19 protein-coding genes are annotated in these 23,617 nt (G+C 47.0%); 11 read left to right on the plus strand and 8 right to left on the minus strand.

Going from position 1 to position 23,617, the window contains the following annotated elements:
* The first annotated feature begins 71 nt into the window (after window positions 1-71).
* The 9 genes from A596_RS19405 to A596_RS23905 all read left to right on the plus strand — a co-directional run bounded on the left by A596_RS19405 (window position 72) and on the right by A596_RS23905 (window position 11,380).
* Window positions 72-1,550, plus strand: coding sequence for a mannitol dehydrogenase family protein (locus tag A596_RS19405; RefSeq protein WP_039917976.1), 1,479 nt, complete (start codon window positions 72-74; stop codon window positions 1,548-1,550).
* Between the two features lie 68 nt (window positions 1,551-1,618).
* Complete coding sequence (locus A596_RS19410) at window positions 1,619-2,731, plus strand: pectinesterase family protein (protein WP_152600240.1); 1,113 nt, start codon at window positions 1,619-1,621, stop codon at window positions 2,729-2,731.
* 67 nt (window positions 2,732-2,798) lie between these two features.
* Window positions 2,799-4,199 carry an MBOAT family O-acyltransferase gene (locus A596_RS19415; RefSeq protein WP_039917979.1) on the plus strand — a complete coding sequence of 467 codons (1,401 nt, stop codon included), beginning with the start codon at window positions 2,799-2,801 and terminating at the stop codon, window positions 4,197-4,199.
* Between the two features lie 54 nt (window positions 4,200-4,253).
* The gene (locus A596_RS19420; RefSeq protein ID WP_039917981.1) at window positions 4,254-5,606 is read left to right on the plus strand and encodes an SGNH/GDSL hydrolase family protein; all 1,353 of its coding nucleotides are present in this window, start codon (window positions 4,254-4,256) and stop codon (window positions 5,604-5,606) included.
* Window positions 5,603-6,826, plus strand: coding sequence for an SGNH/GDSL hydrolase family protein (locus A596_RS19425; RefSeq protein ID WP_039917983.1), 1,224 nt, complete (start codon window positions 5,603-5,605; stop codon window positions 6,824-6,826). Before A596_RS19420 ends, A596_RS19425 begins: the two co-directional genes overlap by 4 nt.
* On the plus strand, window positions 6,823-7,572 hold the full coding sequence (locus A596_RS19430) for an SDR family oxidoreductase (RefSeq protein ID WP_039917984.1): 750 nt from the start codon (window positions 6,823-6,825) through the stop codon (window positions 7,570-7,572). Before A596_RS19425 ends, A596_RS19430 begins: the two co-directional genes overlap by 4 nt.
* Window positions 7,573-7,957: 385 nt before the next feature.
* Complete coding sequence (locus A596_RS19435) at window positions 7,958-8,158, plus strand: CsbD family protein (RefSeq protein ID WP_039918175.1); 201 nt, start codon at window positions 7,958-7,960, stop codon at window positions 8,156-8,158.
* Window positions 8,159-8,513: 355 nt separating this feature from the next.
* Window positions 8,514-11,090, plus strand: a complete 2,577-nt coding sequence (locus tag A596_RS19440) for a glycoside hydrolase family 3 protein (RefSeq protein ID WP_039917985.1) — start codon at window positions 8,514-8,516, stop codon at window positions 11,088-11,090.
* Between the two features lie 131 nt (window positions 11,091-11,221).
* Complete coding sequence (locus A596_RS23905; protein WP_084128676.1) at window positions 11,222-11,380, plus strand: SymE family type I addiction module toxin; 159 nt, start codon at window positions 11,222-11,224, stop codon at window positions 11,378-11,380.
* 65 nt (window positions 11,381-11,445) lie between these two features.
* On the opposite strand, the gene A596_RS19445 is transcribed toward A596_RS23905, so the two are convergent.
* From A596_RS19445 to prlC, 8 genes are all read right to left on the minus strand, one after another.
* On the minus strand, window positions 11,446-11,991 hold the full coding sequence (locus A596_RS19445) for a hypothetical protein (RefSeq protein WP_152600241.1): 546 nt from the start codon (window positions 11,989-11,991) through the stop codon (window positions 11,446-11,448).
* A 31-nt stretch (window positions 11,992-12,022) separates the two neighbouring features.
* Window positions 12,023-12,775: an RHS repeat-associated core domain-containing protein gene (locus tag A596_RS19450; RefSeq protein ID WP_084128679.1), complete on the minus strand. Its 753-nt coding sequence runs from the start codon at window positions 12,773-12,775 to the stop codon at window positions 12,023-12,025.
* 202 nt (window positions 12,776-12,977) lie between these two features.
* On the minus strand, window positions 12,978-14,468 hold the full coding sequence (locus A596_RS19455; RefSeq protein WP_039917990.1) for a tryptophan halogenase family protein: 1,491 nt from the start codon (window positions 14,466-14,468) through the stop codon (window positions 12,978-12,980).
* Between the two features lie 24 nt (window positions 14,469-14,492).
* Window positions 14,493-15,512 (minus strand): cupin-like domain-containing protein, encoded by a 1,020-nt coding sequence (locus A596_RS19460; protein WP_235425788.1) that lies wholly within the window; start codon window positions 15,510-15,512, stop codon window positions 14,493-14,495.
* A 2-nt stretch (window positions 15,513-15,514) separates the two neighbouring features.
* Window positions 15,515-16,276 (minus strand): SapC family protein, encoded by a 762-nt coding sequence (locus tag A596_RS19465; protein WP_039918179.1) that lies wholly within the window; start codon window positions 16,274-16,276, stop codon window positions 15,515-15,517.
* A gap of 98 nt (window positions 16,277-16,374) precedes the next feature.
* Entirely contained in the window at window positions 16,375-19,452 is a 3,078-nt protein-coding gene (locus A596_RS19470) for a TonB-dependent receptor (protein ID WP_039917991.1), read from the minus strand.
* A gap of 476 nt (window positions 19,453-19,928) precedes the next feature.
* Window positions 19,929-20,177, minus strand: a complete 249-nt coding sequence (locus A596_RS19475; RefSeq protein ID WP_039917994.1) for a YheV family putative zinc ribbon protein — start codon at window positions 20,175-20,177, stop codon at window positions 19,929-19,931.
* The gene (prlC, locus tag A596_RS19480) at window positions 20,177-22,249 is read right to left on the minus strand and encodes an oligopeptidase A (RefSeq protein WP_039917995.1); all 2,073 of its coding nucleotides are present in this window, start codon (window positions 22,247-22,249) and stop codon (window positions 20,177-20,179) included. The genes A596_RS19475 and prlC overlap by 1 nt, the downstream gene beginning before the upstream one ends.
* A gap of 82 nt (window positions 22,250-22,331) precedes the next feature.
* Between prlC and A596_RS19485 the strand changes: the two genes are divergently transcribed.
* Window positions 22,332-22,898: a gamma carbonic anhydrase family protein gene (locus A596_RS19485; RefSeq protein ID WP_039917997.1), complete on the plus strand. Its 567-nt coding sequence runs from the start codon at window positions 22,332-22,334 to the stop codon at window positions 22,896-22,898.
* 28 nt (window positions 22,899-22,926) lie between these two features.
* Window positions 22,927-23,598, plus strand: coding sequence for a fumarylacetoacetate hydrolase family protein (locus tag A596_RS19490; protein ID WP_052417716.1), 672 nt, complete (start codon window positions 22,927-22,929; stop codon window positions 23,596-23,598).
* Window positions 23,599-23,617 lie beyond the last annotated feature (19 nt).

Raw genomic sequence — 23,617 nt, forward strand, 5'->3', positions numbered from 1 at the left:
ATTTTATTTTGTGTTTTTATTTTTTAAATTTTTAGCTTTTAAGAATGCTATCAACCCTGCTGGATTTTATAATGAATCGTTTAAACAAAAACTTGTTGTCACAGTTACCTGAAGATGTTGTTTTACCAAAATATAATCGCGATGAATTAGTGTCTGGTATTGTTCATCTGGGGATAGGCGCATTTCATCGCGCCCATCAGGCATTTTATACGGAAGCGGTATTAAACCAATTCGGTGGAGACTGGGGAATTATTGGCAGCAGCTTACGGTCAGCCAGTGTGCGCGATCAACTGGTGCCGCAAGATTGTTTGTATACATTAGTTGAGCGTTCCGGTGCGGGCGAAAAATTACAAATTATCGGCGCAGTGACCGATACGCTTGTTGGCCCGGAAAACCCCGCCGCATTAGTAGCAACAATCGCACAACCCAACATTAAAATTGTTTCATTAACTGTGACCGAAAAGGGTTATTGCCATGATCCCGCCACCGGCAATTTAAATGAAGCACATCCCGATATTATTCACGACCTGCAAAACCTGGAAGAACCTGTATCTGCTATTGGGTTTATCGTTGCTGCGCTAAAACTACGCTATGAAAATAAACAGAAAGCATTTACTGCATTGAGTTGCGATAACCTGCCGAACAATGGTGAAGTGTTGGAAAAAGTAGTGCTGCAGTTCGCGCAGAAAATTTCTCCGGCGCTTGCCGATTGGATTAAAACCAACGCTACATTTCCCAGCACCATGATTGACCGTATTGTTCCCGCCACCACTGACGATGATCGCCGCGATATTGAAGCTCGCCTCGGTGTTCGCGACGAAGGGATGGTTGTATGTGAGCCTTTTTCACAATGGGTGGTGGAAGATAAATTTGCAGACGGTCGTCCCGAATGGGAAAAAGTTGGCGTACTGTTAGTCAACGATGTTCGTATATTCGAAAAAATTAAACTGCGTTTATTAAACGGCGCTCACTCTACCATGGCCTACACTGGCTATCTTTCCGGTTTCCAATACATTAGCGAAGTCATGGAGCAACCGGCATTTGTTAATCTGGTAAAAACCTATATGGCACGCGAAGCAGGTGAAACTGTGGTTGCGCCAGCCGGTTTTGATATTGAAGCTTACAAACAACAATTACGTGACCGTTTTTCCAATAAGGCACTCAAACATCGCACCTGGCAAATTGCGATGGATGGCTCGCAAAAATTACCGCAACGCTTATTGGAAACATTGCGTGAGCAATTAGCAGGTAACGGTCATATCGATATTTTGTGCCTCGGCGTAGCAGCATGGATTCGCTACGTATCCGGTGTCGATGAGAAAGGCCAGGCGATTGAAGTTTCCGATCCCCTTGCAAAAGAACTTCGCGCCGCTTGCGATGCAAATCAGGGCAACCCGGCTGCAACGGTGAAAGCCGTTGTTGGTATTCAAAAGGTATTTGGTGCTGATCTGATTAATGAGCCACGTTTTGTAGAAACGACAACCCAATGGCTGGAAAAATTCTACGCGAAGGGTGTACTTGCAAGTGTTAAAGAAAGCTTTGCACATTAATAGCAAGTTGCTTCACTAACGCCCGCTGATGCGGGCGTTTCTTTTTATTTTGTGGAGACAATAAAACCATGATGCTTCGCTTTGTGACTGTATTGATGACAGTTTTATTTTTTTCCGGTTGTGCCGGCGTAAAACCCTATGACGCAGTAGTTGATAAAAATAATGCGAGCCAACATCAACTCGGCAAGAAAAATTTCTCCAGCGTGCAGGCGGCATTGGAGGCTGCACCCACAGTTGCCAAAAAACCTTACCGGATTTTTATTGCGCCTGGCGATTATTATGAAAAACTTACCATCGCCAAACCCAATATCCATTTAATGGGTGCAGACAAAAAAAACACACGAATTTATTACAATGCTTATGCCGGCCAACAATCTACCGAGACGGGAGCCACCAAAGGGCAAATCTGGGGAACACCAGGTTCTGCCACAGTGATTATTCGCGCGGCCAATATCCATATACAACAACTGACTATTGAAAATACTTTTGATTTCCTGGCGAACGATGCGCTTGCCAATGATGATCCCCAGCGTATTGCCAACACCCAGGCAGTTGCATTGCATCTGGATAATGGCAGTGATCGTTTTGTAGCGCGCGAGGTACGTTTGCTCGGCTACCAGGACACATTATTTGTCAATGCCGGACGCAGCTGGTTTGATAAAAGCCTCATCGCGGGCAACGTGGATTTTATTTTTGGTAAAGGTAATGCGCTGTTCACCCACTCGGAAATAAAAACGCGCGGGCGCGGCAAACCCAGCGTGCCCCACGCCTATCTGGTTGCGCCATCCACCCAAATTAGCAGTGAATATGGATTAACCTTTATCGACTGCATTTTAACGCGCAGTAAATCCGTACCCGATAATTCCGTACCTCTTGGCCGCCCCTGGCACCCGACCACCCAGTTTACCGACGGCCGTTATGCGGACCCGAACGCAATTGGGAAAGCGGTATTTATTAATTCCTGGATGGATAAACACATTACCCTGGATGGCTGGGACTCTATGAGTGGAACCGCCAAAGATGGAACCCGAACAAAGTTCCTCCCTGAAGATTCACGCTTCTTTGAATCTAACAGCAAGGGACCGGGTGCAGCGGTAAACCGCCACCGCCGACAGCTATCGGCAGAAGAAATCAAACACTATTCCACAGAAAAAATTCTCGGGGATTGGAAACCGGAATAAAGGATTTTCCCTGGCGCTTTGCGTATGATGGCGCCCTCGCTGTCAGGGACCTTATGGATATTGGCTAATGCATTACCTCTCCCCCGAATTCGCCTTGATTTTCGTTGGATTTTTGTGGCTCTACTGGTGGGCGGGATCAGCCTACGGCGTGCGTGCGCAGAACCATTTATTGCTCGGTGCCAGCTATCTTTTTTATTGCAGTTTTGATTGGCGTTTTGCGTTGTTGCTGATCAATTTTTCGCTGGTTATTTTGTTGCTCGCCCAGGCAATAAGGACACCCGATGGAACCCGTCGTCGCTGGCCGGTAATTGCGGGCGTGGCGATTGCATTACTCAACCTCGGCATTTTCAAGTATTACAATTTTTTCCGTGAAGAAGCGATGGCATTGCTCTCGCCAATATTCACCGGCGCCAGCTTGCCGGTGCTGGAATTGGTGCTGCCGGTGGGCATTTCCTTTTACACCTTCCAGGGAATCGCTTATCTGGTTAGCGTTGGCCGCGGTGAATACAAAGCAGCAACACTGCCCGATGGTTTATTGCACCTTTCTTTTTTCCCGACTTTATTAGCAGGGCCGATTTGTCGCCCTAACGAATTACTCGCGCAAATTGAGTCACCATCGCAACGCGCTATCGTTGCACCTGAGTGGGCGATCCTGCTGGTTATTTCGGCGCTGATTAAAAAAGTCTGGCTCGCAGCCTGGTTGGCCGAGGAGTGGGCCAATCCGGTTTTTTCGAACCCGGAAAGTTATCACGCCTTGGAATTGGTGGGCGGATTGATGGCCTATGCATGGCAATTGTTTTTCGATTTTTCCGGCTATACCGATGTGGTTACGGCACTTGCCTTGTTGCTCGGTTTTAATCTGCCGGTAAATTTCCGCCAGCCGTATCTCGCCACCAACCTCAGCGATTTCTGGAAGCGCTGGCATATCACTTTATCGCGCTGGATTCGCGATTATGTGTACATCCCGCTCGGTGGCAATCGTGGCAATTGGGGGCTCACACAACTTAACCTGGTTATCGCCATGACGCTGTCCGGTTTTTGGCACGGAGCAAGTATTACGTTTGTGGTGTGGGGTTTATGGCACGGCATTGGCTTGGTGTTTCAAAACCTGTGGCATAAGGTGTCCGAATGGCGCCTCCCGGCGGTGATCGGCCAGATCATTACGTTTATATTTGTGTGTCTCGGCTGGCTATTATTCAGGGCGGAAGACTGGGATTCAGTATCTGCGTTTGTAAAAGGTTTTGGCGAATGGGACATTGTGCCCAGCCTGAACTGGTTGGGTTTATTACTGGCAATGGTGGTATTTTTTACATTGGCCAGGCATGCGCAGGCAATTATGGATAAATCCGCACTCGCGCTACGAAAGCTGCCCTGGTGGGGCCAAAGTTTTTGCCTGTTGGTCTGCGCCCTGGCAATTATGGAATTGGCACCTGCCGGTATGCCGGGTTTTATCTATTTTGGTTTTTAATATTGCTGTCGCCTTCTATTTTTAATACCTGCGTTTTAACGGATTCACAACGCTATGCAGTTAGATGAAAAACCATTCCTGGCGATTGAGCCGGAATCGCAACACCCGAGCGCGCTGGCAGCCATCAGCCTTGCCTGTGTGTTGCTGGTGGCCATTAAAGGCAATGCCCTGTTGCAATACTGGCAACAGACGCACCATATTTTTCTGGAGTTGGGCAATTTACCCACGGCTAGCCAGTTGATCCCTGGCAGCCAGACCTTCGCACACTGGCAACAGGATTTTAACCGTTGGGGCGATGAGCGCGCGGAGCGAATGCTGGTTGCAGGACAATTGTTGCTTGCCGGTGATAAAGCCCTGCCAAAACCGCAGGTAGTAATGGCCCCCACTAAATGCCCGGAGGTTGCAACGCCCAAAGCAACTGCTCCTACTTGTCCCGCGCCTGCAACTAACGAAAAACCAACGGCCGAGCCATCAAAGACATCTGTGCCAGTGGTAGCGAATATCAATATCGCCCCTAGCGAAAAGAAAGAAGCAAAAACAGTGGATACAACGGAGAGCCCGTCCACTACCGATGACCCGGCTTTTGTGATGCCGGAAGCAACACCTGAAGCGCTGGCCGCGGCCAATGCGCCTATCGCCTTGCAAACCGGCGACCGTATTTTGCTTGTGGGTGATTCACTGATGCAGGGTGTTGCACCGCATTTGATTACGGCGCTTAAGCGCAATTACAACGTGGAATCCATGGATATCAGCCGACACAGCACCGGCCTGACCTATCCGGCATTTTTTGATTGGCCAGCTACCGTCAAGGCCGCATTTGAGCTGGAAAATTACCAGGTGGTCATTGTGTTTCTGGGCGCTAACGACCCCTGGGATATGACCCTCCAGGGCAAATATGTGCGCTACGGTTCCGAGCGCTGGAGGGAAGTGTACAGCGCGCGGGTGAAGCAAATTATCCAGACCACGGCAGAGCATAATGCGCGCTTGATTTGGTTGGGCGCACCACCCATGGGGCGTGAGGATTTGCTCGGTAAAGAGCCGTTGCTTAATGAAATCTATGCCACTGAATCAGCCAGGTATCCCCTGTTCGCCCGCTTTGTCGCCACCGCGCCCAGTTTGAGCACTGACGGCAGCACCTTTACCAAATTCCTGGAGTTGCCAGAGCGCGGCAGTGTGATGGTGCGCACTGATGACGGCGTACATTTCACCACCCAGGGCCAAAAACTACTGGCCAAACTAACACTGGCGCAATTTACCCATGCTGCGCCATCAACAGAGCAACCACCTGTACCACCCATGGCAGAACCGGGAGTGATACCTGCCGAACCGAAACCTACTGCGTCACCTGCACCCGTGGAACCGACGCCACCGGCGCAGCAGCCCAACCCGGCTATTAGTCAACGATGAGATATTTTTGTTTTTGCGTGTTTTTTTTGCTGGCAACTTACACGGTCGCCGATCAATCCACCCCTGTCCATGATTACGGCGATCGCAAAGCGCCAGCACTATGGGAAGCCTTGCAGCAACTCGAACAGGGCCAGCGCACACAACCCTTGCGGATTATCCAGTTGGGCGACTCCCACACCGCTGGCGATTATTTTACCGGCCAACTGCGCCTGCGCTTGCAGCGCCAATTTGGCAATGCCGGAATTGGCTGGTTAACGCCCGGATACATCACTAACCAACGCTCCCATCAAGTACTGTTACGCAGTTTGGGCAAGTGGACGCTCAGCGATAGCAAAATCGCCAAACATACCGGCACTTTTCCATTGGGTGGCTTGATTAACACCTCGGCTGGCAATTCGATTTTGGAAATCAAAGCCAAAGAAGAGCTCGCTAGCGGTCAGTGGCAAGTGAGCATCTGGCAGCAATCAAAACAAACGCCCTGGAGCCTCGCCCTGGTCGGCGGCAAATTATCCAAATTGCCCGGCCAGGGTGACCCCAAGGCGAGCTGGCGCCTGAGCAGTCAATTGATCGATGCCAGCAAAGTGAATGGTTTGCGCTTACTGGCACCGAGCGGTGGCAAATTGGGCGGGGTCATTATTGATCGCCAGGCACCCGGCATTACGCTGGATGCGTTGGGCATTAACGGTTCCGTCGCCAATGTGATCAGCCGCTGGGATGAAGCCAGCTTGCGCGCCCAATTACAGTGGCGCGATCCGCAATTGGTCATCCTCGCCTACGGCACCAACGAAGCCTTCGGCAAAGACCTGATTCCCGATACCTACGAAACCGAATTGCGCAATGTCATTCGCAAAGTGCGCGCCGCTGCCCCCAACGCGGCCATCCTCCTGATAGGCGCTCCCAGTTCAGCCAAAACCAAAGCGCCCAATATCAATGGCGGTTGCAAGCTGCCGTTGCCACCCTCGCTGATCAAAGTACAAAACAGCCAGCGCCGCATCGCCCGTCAGGAAAAAACCCTTTACTGGGATTGGGGCGCGATGATGGGCGGTAATTGCGGCGCGCAAGCCTGGTTCAAACAAGCGGTGCCATTGATGCGCCCGGACCTTGTCCATATGAGCCCCGAAGGTTATACCGCCAGTGCCGATGCACTGTACATGGCCTTAGTGCGCGAAATGGATGATGGGCTCAAACGCGAAAAATTCAGACGGGAAAAATCGCAATGACGCTAAATCCTGTTGCATTAATTACCGGTGCCAGTAGCGGCATAGGCGCCGCCACTGCATTGCTCGCAGCACAGCGCGGATACGATGTAGCATTTACTTATCTCAACCAACAACAACACGCAGAAACCATCGCTGAAAAAATTACTGCATTAGGCCGCAAGGTTATTTTTACACCGGTTGATCTCAGTAAAGAAGTCGATATTCTCGCGTGGTTTGCACAGGTCGATGCGCATTTTGGCCGCATGGATTTATTAGTAAATAACGCGGCGATTTTGCGCCAAAAATTATTTCGCGATATTGAAACTGAAGCGCTACAACATTTATTTGCAGTCAATGTTATCGGCAGTTTTTTATGCGCGCGCGAAGCTATAAAACGTATGGGCACAACAAGCGGCGGCAAGGGTGGATCAATTGTGAATGTATCTTCCGTTGCAGCGCGTGTGGGCTCGCCGTTTGAATATATTGATTACGCGGCAACTAAAGGTGCTATCGACACTTTTACACTGGGGCTTGCTAAAGAAGTGGTCAGCGAAGGTATTCGTGTTAATGCCGTGCGCCCGGGAATAATTAACACTGGTATGCATGCAAAAGGAGGGGAACCCGGACGCATCCAACGTGTTGCGCCATCCGTGCCCATGCAACGCGCGGGCGAACCGGAAGAAATCGCCAACGCGATTTTGTGGCTTGCATCCGCAGAAGCCTCATTCGTTACCGGCACAATCCTGGATGTGTCAGGTGGACGGTAAAACCTGCGCGATATTTCTTTTTTTAATATCCATGGAATTAGCTGCGTCAAATTAAAAGCTCGAAGGAAATTAATGTGGCTTTTAATATCCATTAAAGTATTTAAAAATTTTACTTGGCTCGCATTTATCAACGTTAAAAAAATAAAAACCCTCACATTAATTTGAAACTCCTACGCCCGGTATTTGTAGGCTTTGCAAAATATTCGCTTAATTCATCTAAAATCCCGCTAAAATCTGCAAAAAATAATTGGCATTTACCTTGCAAAAGTTAAATCGCTACGGAAATTTTCTTTATCCCGCGACAGGTAAAAAGCAGTCGCAAAAGTATGAAGAAAAGCAAAAAAATAAACGGAACTTTTTACTAAACCATATCGAGGTGAATATCATGAACAAAGATATCGTTGAAGGTAAATGGAAACAATTGAAAGGCTCTGTGCAAAAAAAATGGGGTGATATCACCGATGACGATTTTGATCGCATCGCTGGTAACCGCGAGCGCTTCGTAGGCGTTTTGCAAGAGAAATACGGTAAACGTAAAGAAGAAGCTGAGAAAGATATTGATACCTATCTGGACTCGCTTCATTAATTCTTCCTTATGGAAGATGAAAATTCGGTGCTGCGCATTACGCGTGGCCCGAAGCTTTATTTTGTCCGGATTAACAGTTTATCCCCAATAAAATAGTTGCCCGGCATATTCTTTTATGTATAAAAACTAGCCTTATTACAGCAATTCCTGCTTCATCCACGCTACGTTATCCACTCCTGTGCGTTATCAAGCACTGTCATAAATAGTAAATTTTATTCGCGAATTTCGCGCAAAATGCTATTTTTATAAGCATTCCTTTACAGTTAAGGAATTATGTTGTCACAGATAAACAATACTTATTATTCGATTCCACTCGGTTAAACCCGGCTTACTACTTCTGATAAGGTCATCGGCTATGAACCCTACATTTCCACTACGCTCGCTACTTTCGGGCGCGGTGCTGCTGTCACTACTTGCAGGCTGCGACTCCAAAAAAGCGGAAGCACCCGCACCTGCGCCCATCGCTGAAACGGCTGCCGTCGAATGGCCCGCTATTAAAAGTGTTGTTGCCAAAGATCCGGCGGTTGAAAAACGCATCGATGAACTATTGGCAAAAATGACGCTGGAAGAAAAAATTGGCCAGTTAATCCAACCGGAAATTCGCTATCTCACACCGGAAGACGTAACCAAATATCACGTTGGTTCCGTGCTTAACGGCGGCGGCAGCACGCCGGGTGGAAACAAGTACGCAACCCTGGAAGATTGGGTAAAACTCGCTGACAGTTACTACAACGCCTCCGTTGATAAATCCAATGGACGCATTGGTATTCCCATTATGTGGGGAACCGATGCTGTGCACGGTTTGGGCAATGTGGTCGGCGCAACATTATTCCCGCATAACATTGGTTTGGGCGCAACCCATAATCCCGAATTGCTGAAAAAAATCGGCTGGGCCACCGCACGCGAAATTGCGGCAACAGGACTGGATTGGGATTTCTCGCCCACCGTTGCAGTCGCACGGGATGACCACTGGGGCCGCACCTATGAATCCTGGTCGGAAGACCCACGTATCGTCGGCGCCTTTGCCGGCGAAATGGTTGAAGGCCTGCAAGGCACTGGCGGCACCGATAAACCCTTTACCAACGAACACGTTATCGCCACCTCAAAACATTTTATTGGCGATGGCGGCACCCTGAATGGTGTTGACCGCGGTGAAACCCAGGGCGATGAAAAATTTGTGCGCGATATTCACGGCACCGGTTATTTCAGTGCGATTGAATCCGGCGTGCAAGTGGTGATGGCATCATTCACCAGTTGGGATGGTACGCGCATGCACGGCCACAAATATTTACTCACCGATGTATTAAAAAATCGCATGGGTTTTGACGGGCTCGTTGTAGGCGATTGGAGTGGCCACAGTTTTATTCCCGGCTGTACCGCAGTGGATTGCCCGGAATCGTTGATGGCAGGCCTGGATATTTACATGGTGCCGGAAGAAAACTGGAAAGACCTTTACAACAATTTGCTGGCGCAAGCCAAATCCGGCGAAGTGACTGCTGAACGTCTGGATGATGCAGTGCGCAGAATCTTGCGCGTGAAAATTCGCGCAGGATTATTTGAAAAAGGCGCGCCATCTACTCGTCCCCTTGCCGGTAAAAAAGAAGTGCTCGGCGCACAAGCACATCGCGAAGTTGCCCGCCAGGCAGTGCGCGAGTCCATCGTATTATTGAAAAACAAAGGCAATTTATTACCACTGGATCGCAAACAAAAAGTATTGGTTGCCGGTGATGGTGCCGACAATATTGGTAAACAATCCGGTGGCTGGTCTGTGTCCTGGCAGGGCACGGGTAATACCAACGCAGACTTCCCGGGCGGCACCTCTATTTATGCTGGTATTAAAGAAGTTGTTGATGCTGCAGGTGGCAAAGCCACGCTGAGTGTCGATGGCTCATTCAAAGAAAAACCGGATGTTGCTATCGTGGTATTTGGTGAAGATCCTTACGCAGAAATGCAAGGTGATGCCGGCTCACTCGCGTATAAAGTGCGCGACCCACGCGATTGGGAACTGCTGAAAAAATTACGCGCACAAGGCATTCCGGTCGTATCACTGTTTATTTCCGGTCGCCCATTGTGGGTTAACCGTGAAATTAATGCGTCTGACGCATTTGCAGCAATCTGGTTGCCCGGTACTGAAGGTAATGGTGTCGCCGATGTTATTTTCAAAAATGCGGCTGGCGCGATCAATTACGATGTTACCGGCCGTTTGAGTTTCTCCTGGCCGAAATTACCAAACCAATCTCCACTCAACGTGGGCGATGCGAATTATGATCCATTGTTCGCTTACGGTTATGGTTTGAGTTACGCCGATAAAAATACCATCGGTGATAACCTCTCCGAAGAAGGCCCACAAGCTGCACAAGCGCTCGATAAACTGGACATTTTCAAACAGCGCGCAATTGACCCATGGCGTTTGGAAATTATCGGTTTCCAGAATGATGTTGTGGCAGCGACCAGTAATACCGTAAAAGCCTCGTCGCTCACACTGCAATCGGTCGATCGCGATGTACAGGAAGATGCCCGTCGCGTGCAATGGCAAGGCAACGGCAACGGCCAGGTGGCATTCTCAATTAATGATCGCCAGGATTTTATTAATTATGTGAAAGAAAATTCAGCATTGGTGTTTGATATTAAAGTAAACGCAGCGCCCAGTGATGCAACCTGGTTGCGTTTAGGTTGCGGCTCTTATTGCGCATCCGATATCAACCTCACTGAAAAGCTGAAAGGTTTTGCAGGAAAAGAGTGGCAAACCGTTACTGTCCCGCTGAGTTGTTATCCAAACTCAGGCGCGAATTTCGGTGTACAACAACCACCGGAAGAATTCTGGACCCAGGTTCTGCAACCTTTCTCACTCATTACCAAAGGCACATTGGATATTACCTTCGCCAATGTGAGCGTAGTGAAGGGTGCAGGTAAAGATGTTGCTTGCCCTTAATTAACATTCGCTGTTAGAAAATAAAATCCCCGCCAGTGAAAGCTGGCGGGGATTTTTTATTTTCAACCTTCGTTATTCTTCATCCCCTGGGAATACCACCCTGTCACATTCGCCGAATCAAGACCGGGAGTATGGTCTACGACTACCGGCGCAAGACACAGTACCCGCCACAGGCAACCGTGCCCTGGTTGCAACTTAAGGGGCATTGGTTGGAACAGGCGGGATTCACCATTAACACACCGGTGACGATTCGGGTTATGCAAGGGTGTTTGGTGTTGACGACGGAGTGAGGAACAAACTCACGCGCTCATAAAAACAAAACCCCGGTCAGAGGACTGGCCGGGGTGAACGTTTATTAACTTTGAGAAAATTGAACGGATTTTACGTGACGCCACTTTTTCTCTTTGTATGACATTACAATAAAAGTCGAACCGCCACATAAAGGCCCGCAGGCAGAGGCCAAAAAAACTATAGCGGATTTACGGTTACTAGAATACGCAACACTGGATATATAAATTACTCCTTTCACACCAGGGAACACATGATAAAAGTGCTCCCAATGTTCATCCTCGAACACTATATCTTTCACTTCCTTTTTACCTTCTAGAGCCTTCTCTATTGTTAAAGATTTTTCAATATTGATCTGCGAACAAATTTTCTCAGATATTAATGGAGAATTTTTTGAAGCATATAAGGCATTTATCAAATCTTCCCCAACATCTTTTATTAACGATTCGCTTAACTGATCCCTTGATGGCGGCTTAATGGTTTCAGATTGCAAGATATATACATCATTGCCTTTACAATAACCGCCAAGCGCAGTTTTCATTACGTCAAAATCTTCTGCATGTGAGCAACCATGAAGAGACATAAAAATCAAAATAAAAAAGTAATTTCTCAATTACCATACCCTCATTAATAGATGGTAAACATTAGCAGCCTGGTGTACCTGGCGATCTTTTACACCAATTGTCCACAGATTGATTAGCAAATTTTTCAATACTTTCATCTGATGTTGTATATCCATGACCTTGGTAGATAGCAGCATTTACCCCATAAGCACTTTTTTCATCTTCCAAAGCTTCATCACGTGATGCGGAGGCTCTTTTGCCTCTTTTTTCAAAAGTATGTATATGATCTACTTCATGAGCAACAGCAGAACCAGCTTCAAGTTCACTTTTCATCTTTGATCGATCAACCCGAATAATTCCTCTGGAGCTTTCTGCGGTGTTCCCTGGCCCTCCAAACTCAGCTCTACCTCCTGATTTAAGACCACCAAAGGAAATAGTAACTCCATTCCGCTCACCCTCTTTACCAAGAGTTTTATTTATTGCAGTTACTTGTGCAGTTTGCGCTTTATCTAGCTTTCCTGATTTCAACGCTTCATTGACCACCTTAAGATCATTTTTAAGTTGACCACATTGTTCAGTTGTTCCACCGCATGTATACATCCCTGTTGGGTCTCGCTTATTAACCGGATCATTTCCCACATACGCATACATATTCATTTGATCTGCGTAAAAAATTGGATCCGTTTGCAAAAAGCGACCAAGTTTCGGTGAATACAATCTCGCTTTGTAATGAAATAAAGCTAACTCACCCAACCAAATTTGCCCTGTATAACCAAAGCGGCCGGTGTTGGATGCACCTGGAATACCGAAGCTGTCGTAGGTGAGTTTAGTCAGGTAATTACCTGAGCCATCAAGGAATTAAGTCACTACACAAGTGAAATACATGCAAAATTGTAGATCAATAAACCCCACAAAAAATCGGGCTTACCAGCTCTTGCTGCTTGCGCCCATCCAACAAAATGGTAACAAGCAATTCCTCGTAAGAGCTATTATCGAGCAACGGCTAAAAGCCTAATATCGTCATAGGTTTTTACTTTTAGCTATTCAGCGTGCTACTACAATATTTATTAATAAATTCATGATGCGTTAAAAGTGTTGCCATATTTCTATCAACACCGGCAGCAACGCCATTCAAAAAATTTTGCAATTCATGCTCTGACATTAAATCGACAATGGGGTGATATGATGTGGGGATGACACCTTGCCCGAGCATAACCTGGGTCCATGAATCCAGGCGAAATAATTCGCCTTCAACCTGATAGGCTCTCCCATAATCTTTAAATAAATTTATGCGGTGCATAAGGTTTTCCGGCACATCCATATCCTTACAATAACGCCAAAAAGGACTATCATCGCGCTCAGTCGCCTTGTAATGCAGGATAATAAAATCCCTGATTCTTGTGATTTCACTTTCCGCCTGGATATTAAATTCATCCACAATCGGTTGCCGGATTTCTCCATGGGGGAATAGTTGGAGCAGGCGGGTTATTGCCGTCATAATCATATGGATACTGGTTGACTCGAGCGGCTCTAAAAAGCCGGAAGACAAGCCCACAGCAATACAGTTTTTATTCCAGGTTTTTTTGCGTTTTCCGGTTTTAAATTTTATTACCCTGGGATCAATAAGTACTTTTCCCTCTACGCTCGTCAGCAACATATTGATTGCTTCATCATCCGACATATAACGACTGCTAAACACCAATCCATTGCCGACCCTGTGTTGCAATGGAATTTTCCAGCGCCAACCGGCATGGTGTGCAATTGATCGAGTATAGGGTACAGCGGGGGCCGTGCTTTCTGTCTGGATTGCAATAGCACTGTCACAAGGCAACCATTGCTCCCATCCCTCAAATCCGGTCTGCAGCGTTTGTTCAATCAACAAACCCCTCATCCCCGTACAATCCAAAAATAAATCTCCCGGAATCTCCTGGCCGGATTCCATTTTAAGTGCAGCGATATCCCCGGAGTCCGGATGTTGTCGCACCTCTGCTATTTTTCCTTCAACGCGTTTTACACCACGCGCTTCCGAACGTACCCTGAGAAAACTGGCATAGCGTCCGGCATCAAGGTGAAATGCGTAATTTAGTTTTGCCTGGTCATTGACAGAGAAGAGATCCTTTAATGCTGCTTTGTATTCGAGGCAGTAATCACCAAACTCCCGGGCGATTCCCAACTTTCGTCCCCTGAGCCAAAAATGAATAAAGTCAGTAATTAATGTTTGCTTGCCGGTGATTCCAAATGAATGGAAATATTTTTCACCAACTTGCTTCCAGTTTTCAAATTGGATGCCGAGCTTAAACGTAGCATTGGTTGCGCGCATAAACTCTTGCTCGTTTATTCCCAACAAGCGGTGAAATGTCCGCATGGGCGGGATGGTCGCTTCGCCAACACCGATAGTCCCTATTTCCTGTGATTCAACCAACGTGATATCGAGGAGCTCACCCATTTGATTCGATAACGCAGCGGCGGCAATCCAGCCTGCTGTACCACCACCGGCAATAACTATCTTCATTTTTTTATTTAGCATTTCATTATTCTTCACTTATCCGCATCAACGATTCAGTTTATTAATAAGCAGGGCTCTTAATTTCCTGACACCCAATCTATCCAGGACTTGTAAAAACCCTCTCGCCTCTGGCGGAATAAAGGCGTTGGATTTTTCTGCTCCGTCAAAAATATAATGATTAAAAATATGTTTCCAGGCTTCGCGCTCATGGGGGGATTTATCCCTGATACCAAGCATCGCCATGTACAAAGCGTTCATACCTGATGTTAAAAACGCCGGGGCATCTTCCCACCAGTAATTCACAAGAATATTGTACGGTGCCAGGCTTTCTACATGATGCCACCACATGCTTGGTATATATAGCGCGTCCCCTGGCTCCAGCTCTACAACCCGGGCAGTCAACAGTGCATCGCTAAAGCGTGGGAATTTTTGAAAGTCAGGATTTTTAAAATCAACAAGGCTAATAACCTGTCCACCGGGTGTGGGCTCCAGCGGACCGGGATAAAGATTGCTGATTTGATCCGGCGGGAAAAGTGTAAACCTGCGCTTGCCGGCAACACAGCAGGCGATGTTATCCAGCGCATCAAAATGACAGGTCGCGGTTGTTGCACCGCCAATCCAGATACTCACTCGCTCTGCCATTGCATCGGGATGTTTATCGCGAGGAATTACAATGTTGTTGTTATCGTTAAACCCGGGCAAATGCGTATCAATAATATTGGATGCAATATAATACGCTGGAGCATTTATTTGATTCACCCCATCCAGAATCGCTTCCAGGGTTTCATCAATGCGACCTTTAAAACTTTCATAATCGAGCCTGGTGCAATCATCGTTGTAAAACATCCTGCCGTTATTTTCTGCAGGGATTTTGCATACGATCGTAGGGCTGCCATTATAAAACGATTTCAGGTAATCGACTGATGCACGATCTGACTCTCGCCCGGCTTGCACCATAGGCCAATCGCCAACCAACTGCTTAAAAACAACAGGCTCTGCAGAATTAATTACATTTTTTGGAATAGTGTGCGAATTAATTCCATGCAAAATCGTTGTTTCTTTCAAAGTCAGTTATTCCCCGTCAACAGTTTGCGATTTTTTCGATCAATTAATTTTCGAATATTAGACATTGATGCCGCGATTAAATAAGCCGCCTGAAGAAAGCCAGCCTTGTTCAGCTCTTCCAGTGCAACACCTTCCAGCTGCGATAATTTTTCAACATTAATTGTCTCAAATCCATTAATTTTTAATTTTTCCTGGTTTTGAAATTCGATATCCAAAACAACAGCATCCAATAATTGATATTTGGCGAATGCATCAAACATCAATTTTGTCTGCGGTATTCCATCATTGATAATTTCCAACGCCTTGGAGATATGGTTCAGGTATGGGCTATGCCCGCCATTTTCCAAAAACAGTGAATGGCCTTCATTACTGTTTGCTTTAGGATGGTTCATATCAATATGCACCATCGGCCTTTGAATCTCTGCCCCATCCACAACGTCGCGATGCATACCGATAGAAAATGGTCCTCTAGCGAGCGCCGCCGGAACATAATAGGCGTCCCATCCGGAATATTTTTGTTTTAATGGATTTGCATCCGTCAAAAACAGGTTTTCATCTTTTTCCAGGCCAAAAAATACAATCGCCTGATATTCATTCGTCTCCGGATTCTTACGGCACAATATCGGGTATTCTTTTTGAACCTCAGCGAATTCAGTTATAAATGTAACTGTACTGACAACATTATCCCCCAGCGCTGCTGAAAATGTTGAATTCACCCGCAAATGTTCGTGAGCAATATTGTTTAATACTTCTGTCTTTTGCATATAAATACTACCGGCAATTTGCACAATTTATTTTGATCTACATATAAAAAAGAGCCGCCTGGGCGACTCTTTTTTATTAAACAACCTTTAAGTGATACTTAGAAGCTGTATCGAGCACCCAATTGGTAACGAGCACCCAAATCATCGTAACCCCACAACATGTTTTTGTTACGGGCATGCTCACGACGATCTTCACCAGTCAGGTTAATACCTTCAAACGAGAGCGACAAATTGTCGGTCACATGATAAGTCACGTTAGCGTCAATTTGCGAGTATGCTTCGATGTAGCCCGGGTTGTTAGCACCAGCACCGGTTCTATTGAGGAACTCATCACGCCAGTTGTAAGCGAGACGCGCTTCAATACCATACTTTTCATACATCAATACCAGGTTTGCAGTATCGCTCAGACCCAACAATGCAAATTGGTTTTCTGTAATATCCATGTCATCAAACTTCACATCGCCTCTTACGATGGTGTAGTTAGCCTGGATACCAAAGCCGGTCTCACCAAAGAAGTGTTGCCCCGCAAACTCAGCACCATAAATTTTCGCCTGGCGGCTGTTAACCGGGCTGCTCATGGTGTATACCATCAACGGATCATCTGCATTCGGAGTGATGAATGGGTAACCTTTCTGCTCATTGAAGAAGTTCTTCAATGAGTCGGTGTATGCCGCAGCGCCGGTAGGATATGCAGTTGGGTTGGCCAAAATTTGCATCATTGCATAAATGCTGGCGTCATCAACATTGATACCTCTGCTTTGCAACGCCGCTTGTGCTGCTTTTGCTCTTGGGCCTGAGGTTTGGTCTTGAATACCTGGGAAGGTGCGCGTTACTTGCTCTGTTCCGATAAAGTTAATAACGCGTTTTTCAAACACACCGGCAGACACATAGCTGGCATCATCAAAATACCATTCTACGGACACGTCAACGTTATTTGACTCTAATGGCTTCAGATAAGGGTTGTTACCGGTTGCCTGAACGTTAGTACCTTCATTCAGCGTAGAACCGTCCGGATTGCCAAATGAAGTTGCTGCGCCCAATTGACCCAAACCAGGACGAGCGATGGTTTTGCTGTAAGAGAATCTGGCTACCAGGTCGTCCCTCAGTTTGGCTGACAAATCCAGGTTGGGGAGCAATGCGTCATAGCTGTTCCTGGCTACAGTTTGGGCGCCTGCTGCCTGGCTAACAGTACTGAAATCGTTATCTGACTGCCATACGTAATAAGCCAGCGGTGGAGTATCAGAAGATGAGACTTGATCGGTTGTTTCATAGCGCAAACCGGTCAATACATCAACCTCAAGCCCGGCTAATGTACCCGCCGTGCTTAACTGGAAGTAGACTGCATCGGTATCTTCCTGAATGTCATTGTTGCTTTTGCTATTGCGAACAATACCTTTAGGACTCTGTTTGTTTTCTACACCAATATAAGCTGGTCCAGATCCGAGGGGAGAGTCAGGAGAAACCTCAGTGGTGGGGTATATACTCACCAGGTGTTTTGCCAATGCACGTGCGTCAGCACGATAACCGATATGGGGTGACTTACCCGTGCTTACATCCTCAAATTCACCCGCAACATCGAAGTTTTCAAACAATCCGGCAGGGAATTCGCCCGGCGCAGATGCACCCCAACCACCCAATATCTGAGCATTGTTGGTGTTGTAATCAATGGTATTTGAACCCATTTCACGGCGCTCAATACCAAAGTCAAAACGGCCATCATCAAACTGCCATTGCGCATCCACTTTAGCTTGGGTTACATCAGACACTTGCTCAGCTGACCATACACGCATAACGGAAGAACTAAGATCCTCTGTGCCCAGAGTTCCATCTATTGTGTGAGTCCAGTTAGGAATAGTGGCACCACTAAACTGCCAGCTTGCACCGGACTTAATGGTCGCGCCAATACCGACATCCAATTCACCGGAATGACCTGGGCCAGTTGGCAGACTTTCCAGGGTTGAGTCATGGACATCGACATTCAATGTCAATTGGTCATTCACTGCCCAGTTAAGATTTAAACCAGTTGACTCCAGGGTATCTTCCTGCGAACGATATTGCTGGGAGAAACCGATATCTTTTCTATCTATACCGTAGTTTTCGACAATGAATTTAGGCGTCTTAATGGCAGAATTATCAAACTCAACGGATTGGAGGTAATTACCATTTTGCACCCAGGTTGTCACTTCACCGCGATGTTCAGATTGGTTGTTCTGAGCAAAGGTATAGTCCAGGGTAGCGGTCAGGTCTTCAATAGGACGATATTGGAAGGTCAACTGTGCGTTGGTGCGATCACGCTCACGATCGGAGAAGGTATAACGGACATCGTTAGGACGAGAATAAAGTTGTCCAACCGCTGGGGCATTCTTGAATTTCGCACTGTTAGCAGGGGTGTTATAAATAGTTTGGCTGTCACCGCCGCCCCATTCTGCAACTGTCCAGTTGTTAACGGTAGCCCCGGTAAAACCTGAGTCACGCTCTTGATAGCTAGCGCTCAATGACACACCAAATACATCAGAGTCATCTGCCCAGCTCACCAGGCCGGAAACTTCCGGAGTTACGTCGTCACCAGTACGATTGGTCGTATCCGCTACCGCTTTAGCGCCAATAGTTGCTTTGAATCCATCACCGTCCAATGGACGAGAGGTTTTGATGTTTACCGATGCACCAATACCACCCGCAGCGATGTTGGCCTTACCGGTTTTATAAACTTCTACGCCGGAAACGGCTTCAGAAGCGAGGTTCGCGAAATCAAATGCACGCGAGTTACCGCCACGAGTGGATGCGTCAGCACCTGAACTACCACCGTATGCGCTACCCGTTGGAAGTGTTCTTCCGTTCAAGGTCACCATATTGTAGTCAGGGCCAAAACCCCGAACGGTAATACGCGAACCTTCACCATTGGAACGGTCAATAGAAACACCGGTAATACGTTGCAGCGATTCCGCCAGGTTGGTATCCGGGAATTTACCCATATCTTCGGCGCTGATCGCATCGACCACACCCGCTGCATCACGTTTGATGTCCATCGCACGCTCCATAGAGGCGCGAATACCGGTTACTGTGACTTCTTCAACTGAATCATCTTGTGCAATGGCAAAGCTGCTCAGACCACTAAGGGCTGATGAGGCAATGACCGTTGCCAGGATTTTTTTATTAAAACTGACTTTTCTACTCATGGAGCTCTCCTTAATTGGATTAATTATGCTCAGGATTTTTTTATCGTACCGCTTATACAAATCCATTACCCCCTAGAGCAGGAGTAATAGACCCGAATTCACCTTATTAGCAAGATGATTTGGATCGCACCAGGCTGTCGCCTGTCTCCACCTGCCAACTGCACTTATTGTGTTTTTGAATGAGACATAGCTCGCAACTGGCACCGTTGAATACAAGTATCATATGTTCAGTTTGACTACAAGAAATTGAGACGCACCAATTTGTAAAAATCACTGATCTGTTACGCAACGCTACACATTGGCGTAAAAATCAATCAGCGGTAGCAGTTTTTTGATTAGTGAAATTTAGGTGGGAGGAAAAATTGCTGTTGCAACAACAATATAGGAAATCAACCATTCATATTTATATTATAAATTTATCAATGAAATTGTTTTTATTGTTGGTGAAAATACAAGCATAAAACTAAAAAGCCGATCTAGTGATCGGGCTTTTCAAAAGGCAAAATATTGATGACTTGAACATCCTGTTTGTCCTTTTCAGTCAAATTAACGCGGGTATCCAGTTCACGTGCAATCGGTTTGAAATGCATCTCATCCTTATAGCCACACGCCACACATTCGCGAAAATCTTTGCCGTCCTCGCTGTATACCACCAGCTTATCCATCTCTGAACAGCGCGGGCAAACCGCGCCCGCGACAAAACGACGCTTGCTGCTGTAAACCATCAGGCTACCTCCCCGGAGGCATCGCCCACCGTGATTCCTGAGTGTCGCAGCAACGCATCAATGTGCGGTTCACGGCCACGGAAATTTTTAAATAATTCCATCGGCGCACGACTGCCGCCTTGTTGCAGAATTTCTTGCAGGAAACTCTCGCCCGTCTGCGCGTTAAAAATACCTTCCTCCTCAAAACGCGAATAGGCATCGGCCGATAAAACCTCCGCCCATTTATAGCTGTAATAACCCGCCGCATAACCGCCAGCGAAAATATGGCTAAAGCTGTTTTCGAATCGATTAAATGCGGGCGGCTTGATAACCGCAACCAGGTCGCGCACTTCATTTAATACGTCCTGCGCAGATTTTGGCGCAGCAGAATCGTATTCAGCATGCAGGCGGAAATCGAATAAAGAAAATTCCAACTGGCGGATCATTTGCAAACCCGATTGGAAATTTTTCGCTGCAAGCATTTTATCCAGCAAGGATTGCGGTAAAGGTTCGCCCGTTTGATAGTGCCCGGAAATTAATGGAATCGCTTCCGGCTCCCAGCACCAGTTCTCCAGAAATTGGCTCGGCAACTCCACTGCATCCCACGCAACACCGTTAATTCCACTCACCGCAGCGACATCAATTTGCGTGAGCATATGGTGTAAACCGTGGCCAAATTCATGGAATAAAGTGGTTACTTCATTGTGGGTTAACAATGACGGGGTATCGCCTACTGGCGGCGTAAAATTGCAGGTTAAAAAAGCGACCGGCAATTGCACACCATTGGGTGTTTTACGGCGCACACGGCAATCGGCCATCCAGGCGCCGCCTTTTTTCTTGTCGCGCGCAAATAAATCCAGATAAAAGCTGGCGATATGCTTGCCATTTTTTTCGATATGGTAGAAGCGTACATCCGGATGATATGTATCGAAATTCGCAATGGATTGCACCTGGATTCCAAACAACCGCTGCACTACATCAAACATACCCGCAATAACTTTTTCTGCGGGAAAATACGGGCGCAATTCTTCTTGCGATACCGAATATTTTTCTACACGCAATTTTTCACTGTAATACGTGGTATCCCAAGCTTGTAAATCAGAACACCCATTTGCAGCGGCAAATGCACATAATTCAGCATAGTCTTGCTCTGCATAGGGTTTGGTTTTTTGCGCAAGCTCATTTAAAAATTGCAGCACCTGTGCCGGCGATTCAGCCATCTTGCTGGCGAGCGAACGCTCGGCGTAATTATTAAATCCCAGCAATCGGGCCAATTCGTGCCGCAATGCAAGCGTCTCGGTAATAAGCGCGCTGTTATCCCATTCTGCAGCAGAAGAACCATCCGCTTTTTTTCCTGCTGCAGATGCACGGGTTACATAAGCAGTATAAATTTCTTCGCGCAACACGCGATTATCAGCATATGTCATCACCGCGTAGTACGAGGGAAAGTCCAAGGTAATTACATAACCTTGCAGATTTTTTTGTGCCGCTGTTTGTGTCGCTTGCGCAAGCGCTGATTCCGGTAGCCCGGCGAGGTCATCGGCATTATCGAAATGTTTATACCATGCCTGGGTTGCGTCCAGCACATTGTTGGAAAATTGTGTAGAAAGTTCGGACAAACGTTTTTGGATTTCACCAAAACGTTTTTTATCCACTTCATTTAATGCAACACCTCCCAATCGAAAATCGCGCAATGCATTATTCAGTGTTTGTTGTTGGGCCTGGGTTAAGTGCGCAAACTCACTGCTCTCTACCAGTTGCTGATAAGCCTTATATAGATCTTCGTTTTGGCTGAACTCAGTAGAATAATCAGTCAACAGTGCGATGCTTTCCGTGTAGGCTTTGCGCAATTCATCACTGTTGGCAACCGAATTCAAATGGCTTACCGGTGCCCAGGCTTGATCGAGCTTATCGCCTTGTTCTTCAATGGGTGCGACCAGATTATCCCAGGTTACAGTAGGCAGCCCACCCAATAAGGATTTTAATTGGGCGCGGCCATCATCAACCAATTTGCGAATCGCCGGTTCAACATGTTCAGCGCGAATAGCAGAAAAAGGCGGCAGTGTGTGGGTTTCAAGCAGGGGATTGGTCATGCAATAACTCCATCGGGCGAAAATCAAACGCAGTTTCGCGTATCATACACCCAAGATTGTGTTGGTTTTCGAGGAATTATTTATGGGCGCAATAAGAAGTTTCCAAGGCCATACCCCGCACTTGGGTGAACGGGTTTTTGTGGATGAATCTGCGGTTGTTATTGGCGATGTGGAATTGGGGGATGATGCCTCAATATGGCCCTGCGTGGTAATTCGCGGCGATATGCATCGTATTCGTGTAGGTGCACGCACCAGTGTACAGGATGGTTCAGTGCTGCACATTACCCACGCCAGTGATTACAACCCGGATGGCCACCCGCTCACCATTGGCGATGATGTGACAGTCGGTCATTCAGTGTGTTTGCATGGCTGCACAATTGGCAACCGCGTTTTGATCGGAATCGGTTCAACGATTCTTGATGGGGCAATTATTGAAGATGAAGTTGTGATCGGGGCAGGCTCATTGGTCCCACCGGGAAAACGCCTCGAATCCGGTTTTTTGTATATTGGCTCCCCGGTTAAGCAAGCTCGCCCGCTAAAAGATTCGGAGCGCAGCTTTTTTTCTTATTCTGCAAATAATTATGTGAAGTTGAAAAATGCTTATCTTGAGGAATGTAAATCTTCACAAGACAACTCAAGCCTCGACTAATCGTTCACCATTATTTTCAGGGATTACCATGTTGAAATACTCGTTGCCAATTGTTGATAGCCCGGATGTATTTTCCGTGAATAAAATAATTTGCATTGGCCGCAATTATGCCGAGCACGCTCGTGAAATGGGGCATGACCCTGATCGCGAACCACCCTTTTTCTTTTTCAAACCACAAAGTGCATTGGCGCAAAATGGCGACGTTTTTCACTACCCGCATTTTTCCAGGCACGTTGAGCATGAAGTGGAGCTGGTCGTAGCGATAGGCAAATCTGCAACAAAAATTTCCGCAGCAGATGCAGGTAATGTTGTATTCGGTTTTGCTGTCGGCCTGGATATGACCTGCCGCGATATCCAGAAAGAAGCTAAAAAACTAGGGCGCCCCTGGGAGCTCGCAAAGGGTTTTGATGGCTCAGCACCTTGCACCGCAATCCAACGCGGAACAATGCGTGATCTGGAGCAATGTAATGCACTGGTATTAACGCGCAATGGCGACGAAGTGCAACGCGGCAACTGGCGCGATATGGTGTGGCCAATTCCAGAATTAATTGCTGAAGTATCACGTTATATAAAATTGGAGGCAGGCGATTTGATTTTTACCGGAACACCTGCCGGTGTGGGGCCGGTGCAGATCGGCGATGAATTAATTGCACGTTTGGAAGGTTTTTCGCAAACATTGAAATTGCGCATAACTGAATAGCAAAATAAAAATTCAGGTG

The organism is Cellvibrio mixtus subsp. mixtus J3-8 (assembly GCF_000766945.1).
Classification (GTDB): Bacteria; Pseudomonadota; Gammaproteobacteria; order Pseudomonadales; family Cellvibrionaceae; genus Cellvibrio; species Cellvibrio mixtus_A.

Bases quoted from the DNA above. Each gene is read 5' to 3' on its own strand.
- A596_RS19405 (WP_039917976.1), top strand. From the start codon at position 72: ATGAATCGTTTAAACAAAAACTTGTTGTCACAGTTACCTGAAGATGTT.
- A596_RS19410 (WP_152600240.1), top strand. From the start codon at position 1,619: ATGATGCTTCGCTTTGTGACTGTATTGATGACAGTTTTATTTTTTTCC.
- A596_RS19415 (WP_039917979.1), top strand. From the start codon at position 2,799: ATGCATTACCTCTCCCCCGAATTCGCCTTGATTTTCGTTGGATTTTTG.
- A596_RS19420 (WP_039917981.1), top strand. From the start codon at position 4,254: ATGCAGTTAGATGAAAAACCATTCCTGGCGATTGAGCCGGAATCGCAA.
- A596_RS19425 (WP_039917983.1), top strand. From the start codon at position 5,603: ATGAGATATTTTTGTTTTTGCGTGTTTTTTTTGCTGGCAACTTACACG.
- A596_RS19430 (WP_039917984.1), top strand. From the start codon at position 6,823: ATGACGCTAAATCCTGTTGCATTAATTACCGGTGCCAGTAGCGGCATA.
- A596_RS19435 (WP_039918175.1), top strand. From the start codon at position 7,958: ATGAACAAAGATATCGTTGAAGGTAAATGGAAACAATTGAAAGGCTCT.
- A596_RS19440 (WP_039917985.1), top strand. From the start codon at position 8,514: ATGAACCCTACATTTCCACTACGCTCGCTACTTTCGGGCGCGGTGCTG.
- A596_RS23905 (WP_084128676.1), top strand. From the start codon at position 11,222: ATGGTCTACGACTACCGGCGCAAGACACAGTACCCGCCACAGGCAACC.
- A596_RS19455 (WP_039917990.1), bottom strand. From the start codon at position 14,468: ATGCTAAATAAAAAAATGAAGATAGTTATTGCCGGTGGTGGTACAGCA.
- A596_RS19465 (WP_039918179.1), bottom strand. From the start codon at position 16,276: ATGCAAAAGACAGAAGTATTAAACAATATTGCTCACGAACATTTGCGG.
- A596_RS19470 (WP_039917991.1), bottom strand. From the start codon at position 19,452: ATGAGTAGAAAAGTCAGTTTTAATAAAAAAATCCTGGCAACGGTCATT.
- A596_RS19475 (WP_039917994.1), bottom strand. From the start codon at position 20,177: ATGGTTTACAGCAGCAAGCGTCGTTTTGTCGCGGGCGCGGTTTGCCCG.
- prlC (WP_039917995.1), bottom strand. From the start codon at position 22,249: ATGACCAATCCCCTGCTTGAAACCCACACACTGCCGCCTTTTTCTGCT.
- A596_RS19485 (WP_039917997.1), top strand. From the start codon at position 22,332: ATGGGCGCAATAAGAAGTTTCCAAGGCCATACCCCGCACTTGGGTGAA.
- A596_RS19490 (WP_052417716.1), top strand. From the start codon at position 22,927: ATGTTGAAATACTCGTTGCCAATTGTTGATAGCCCGGATGTATTTTCC.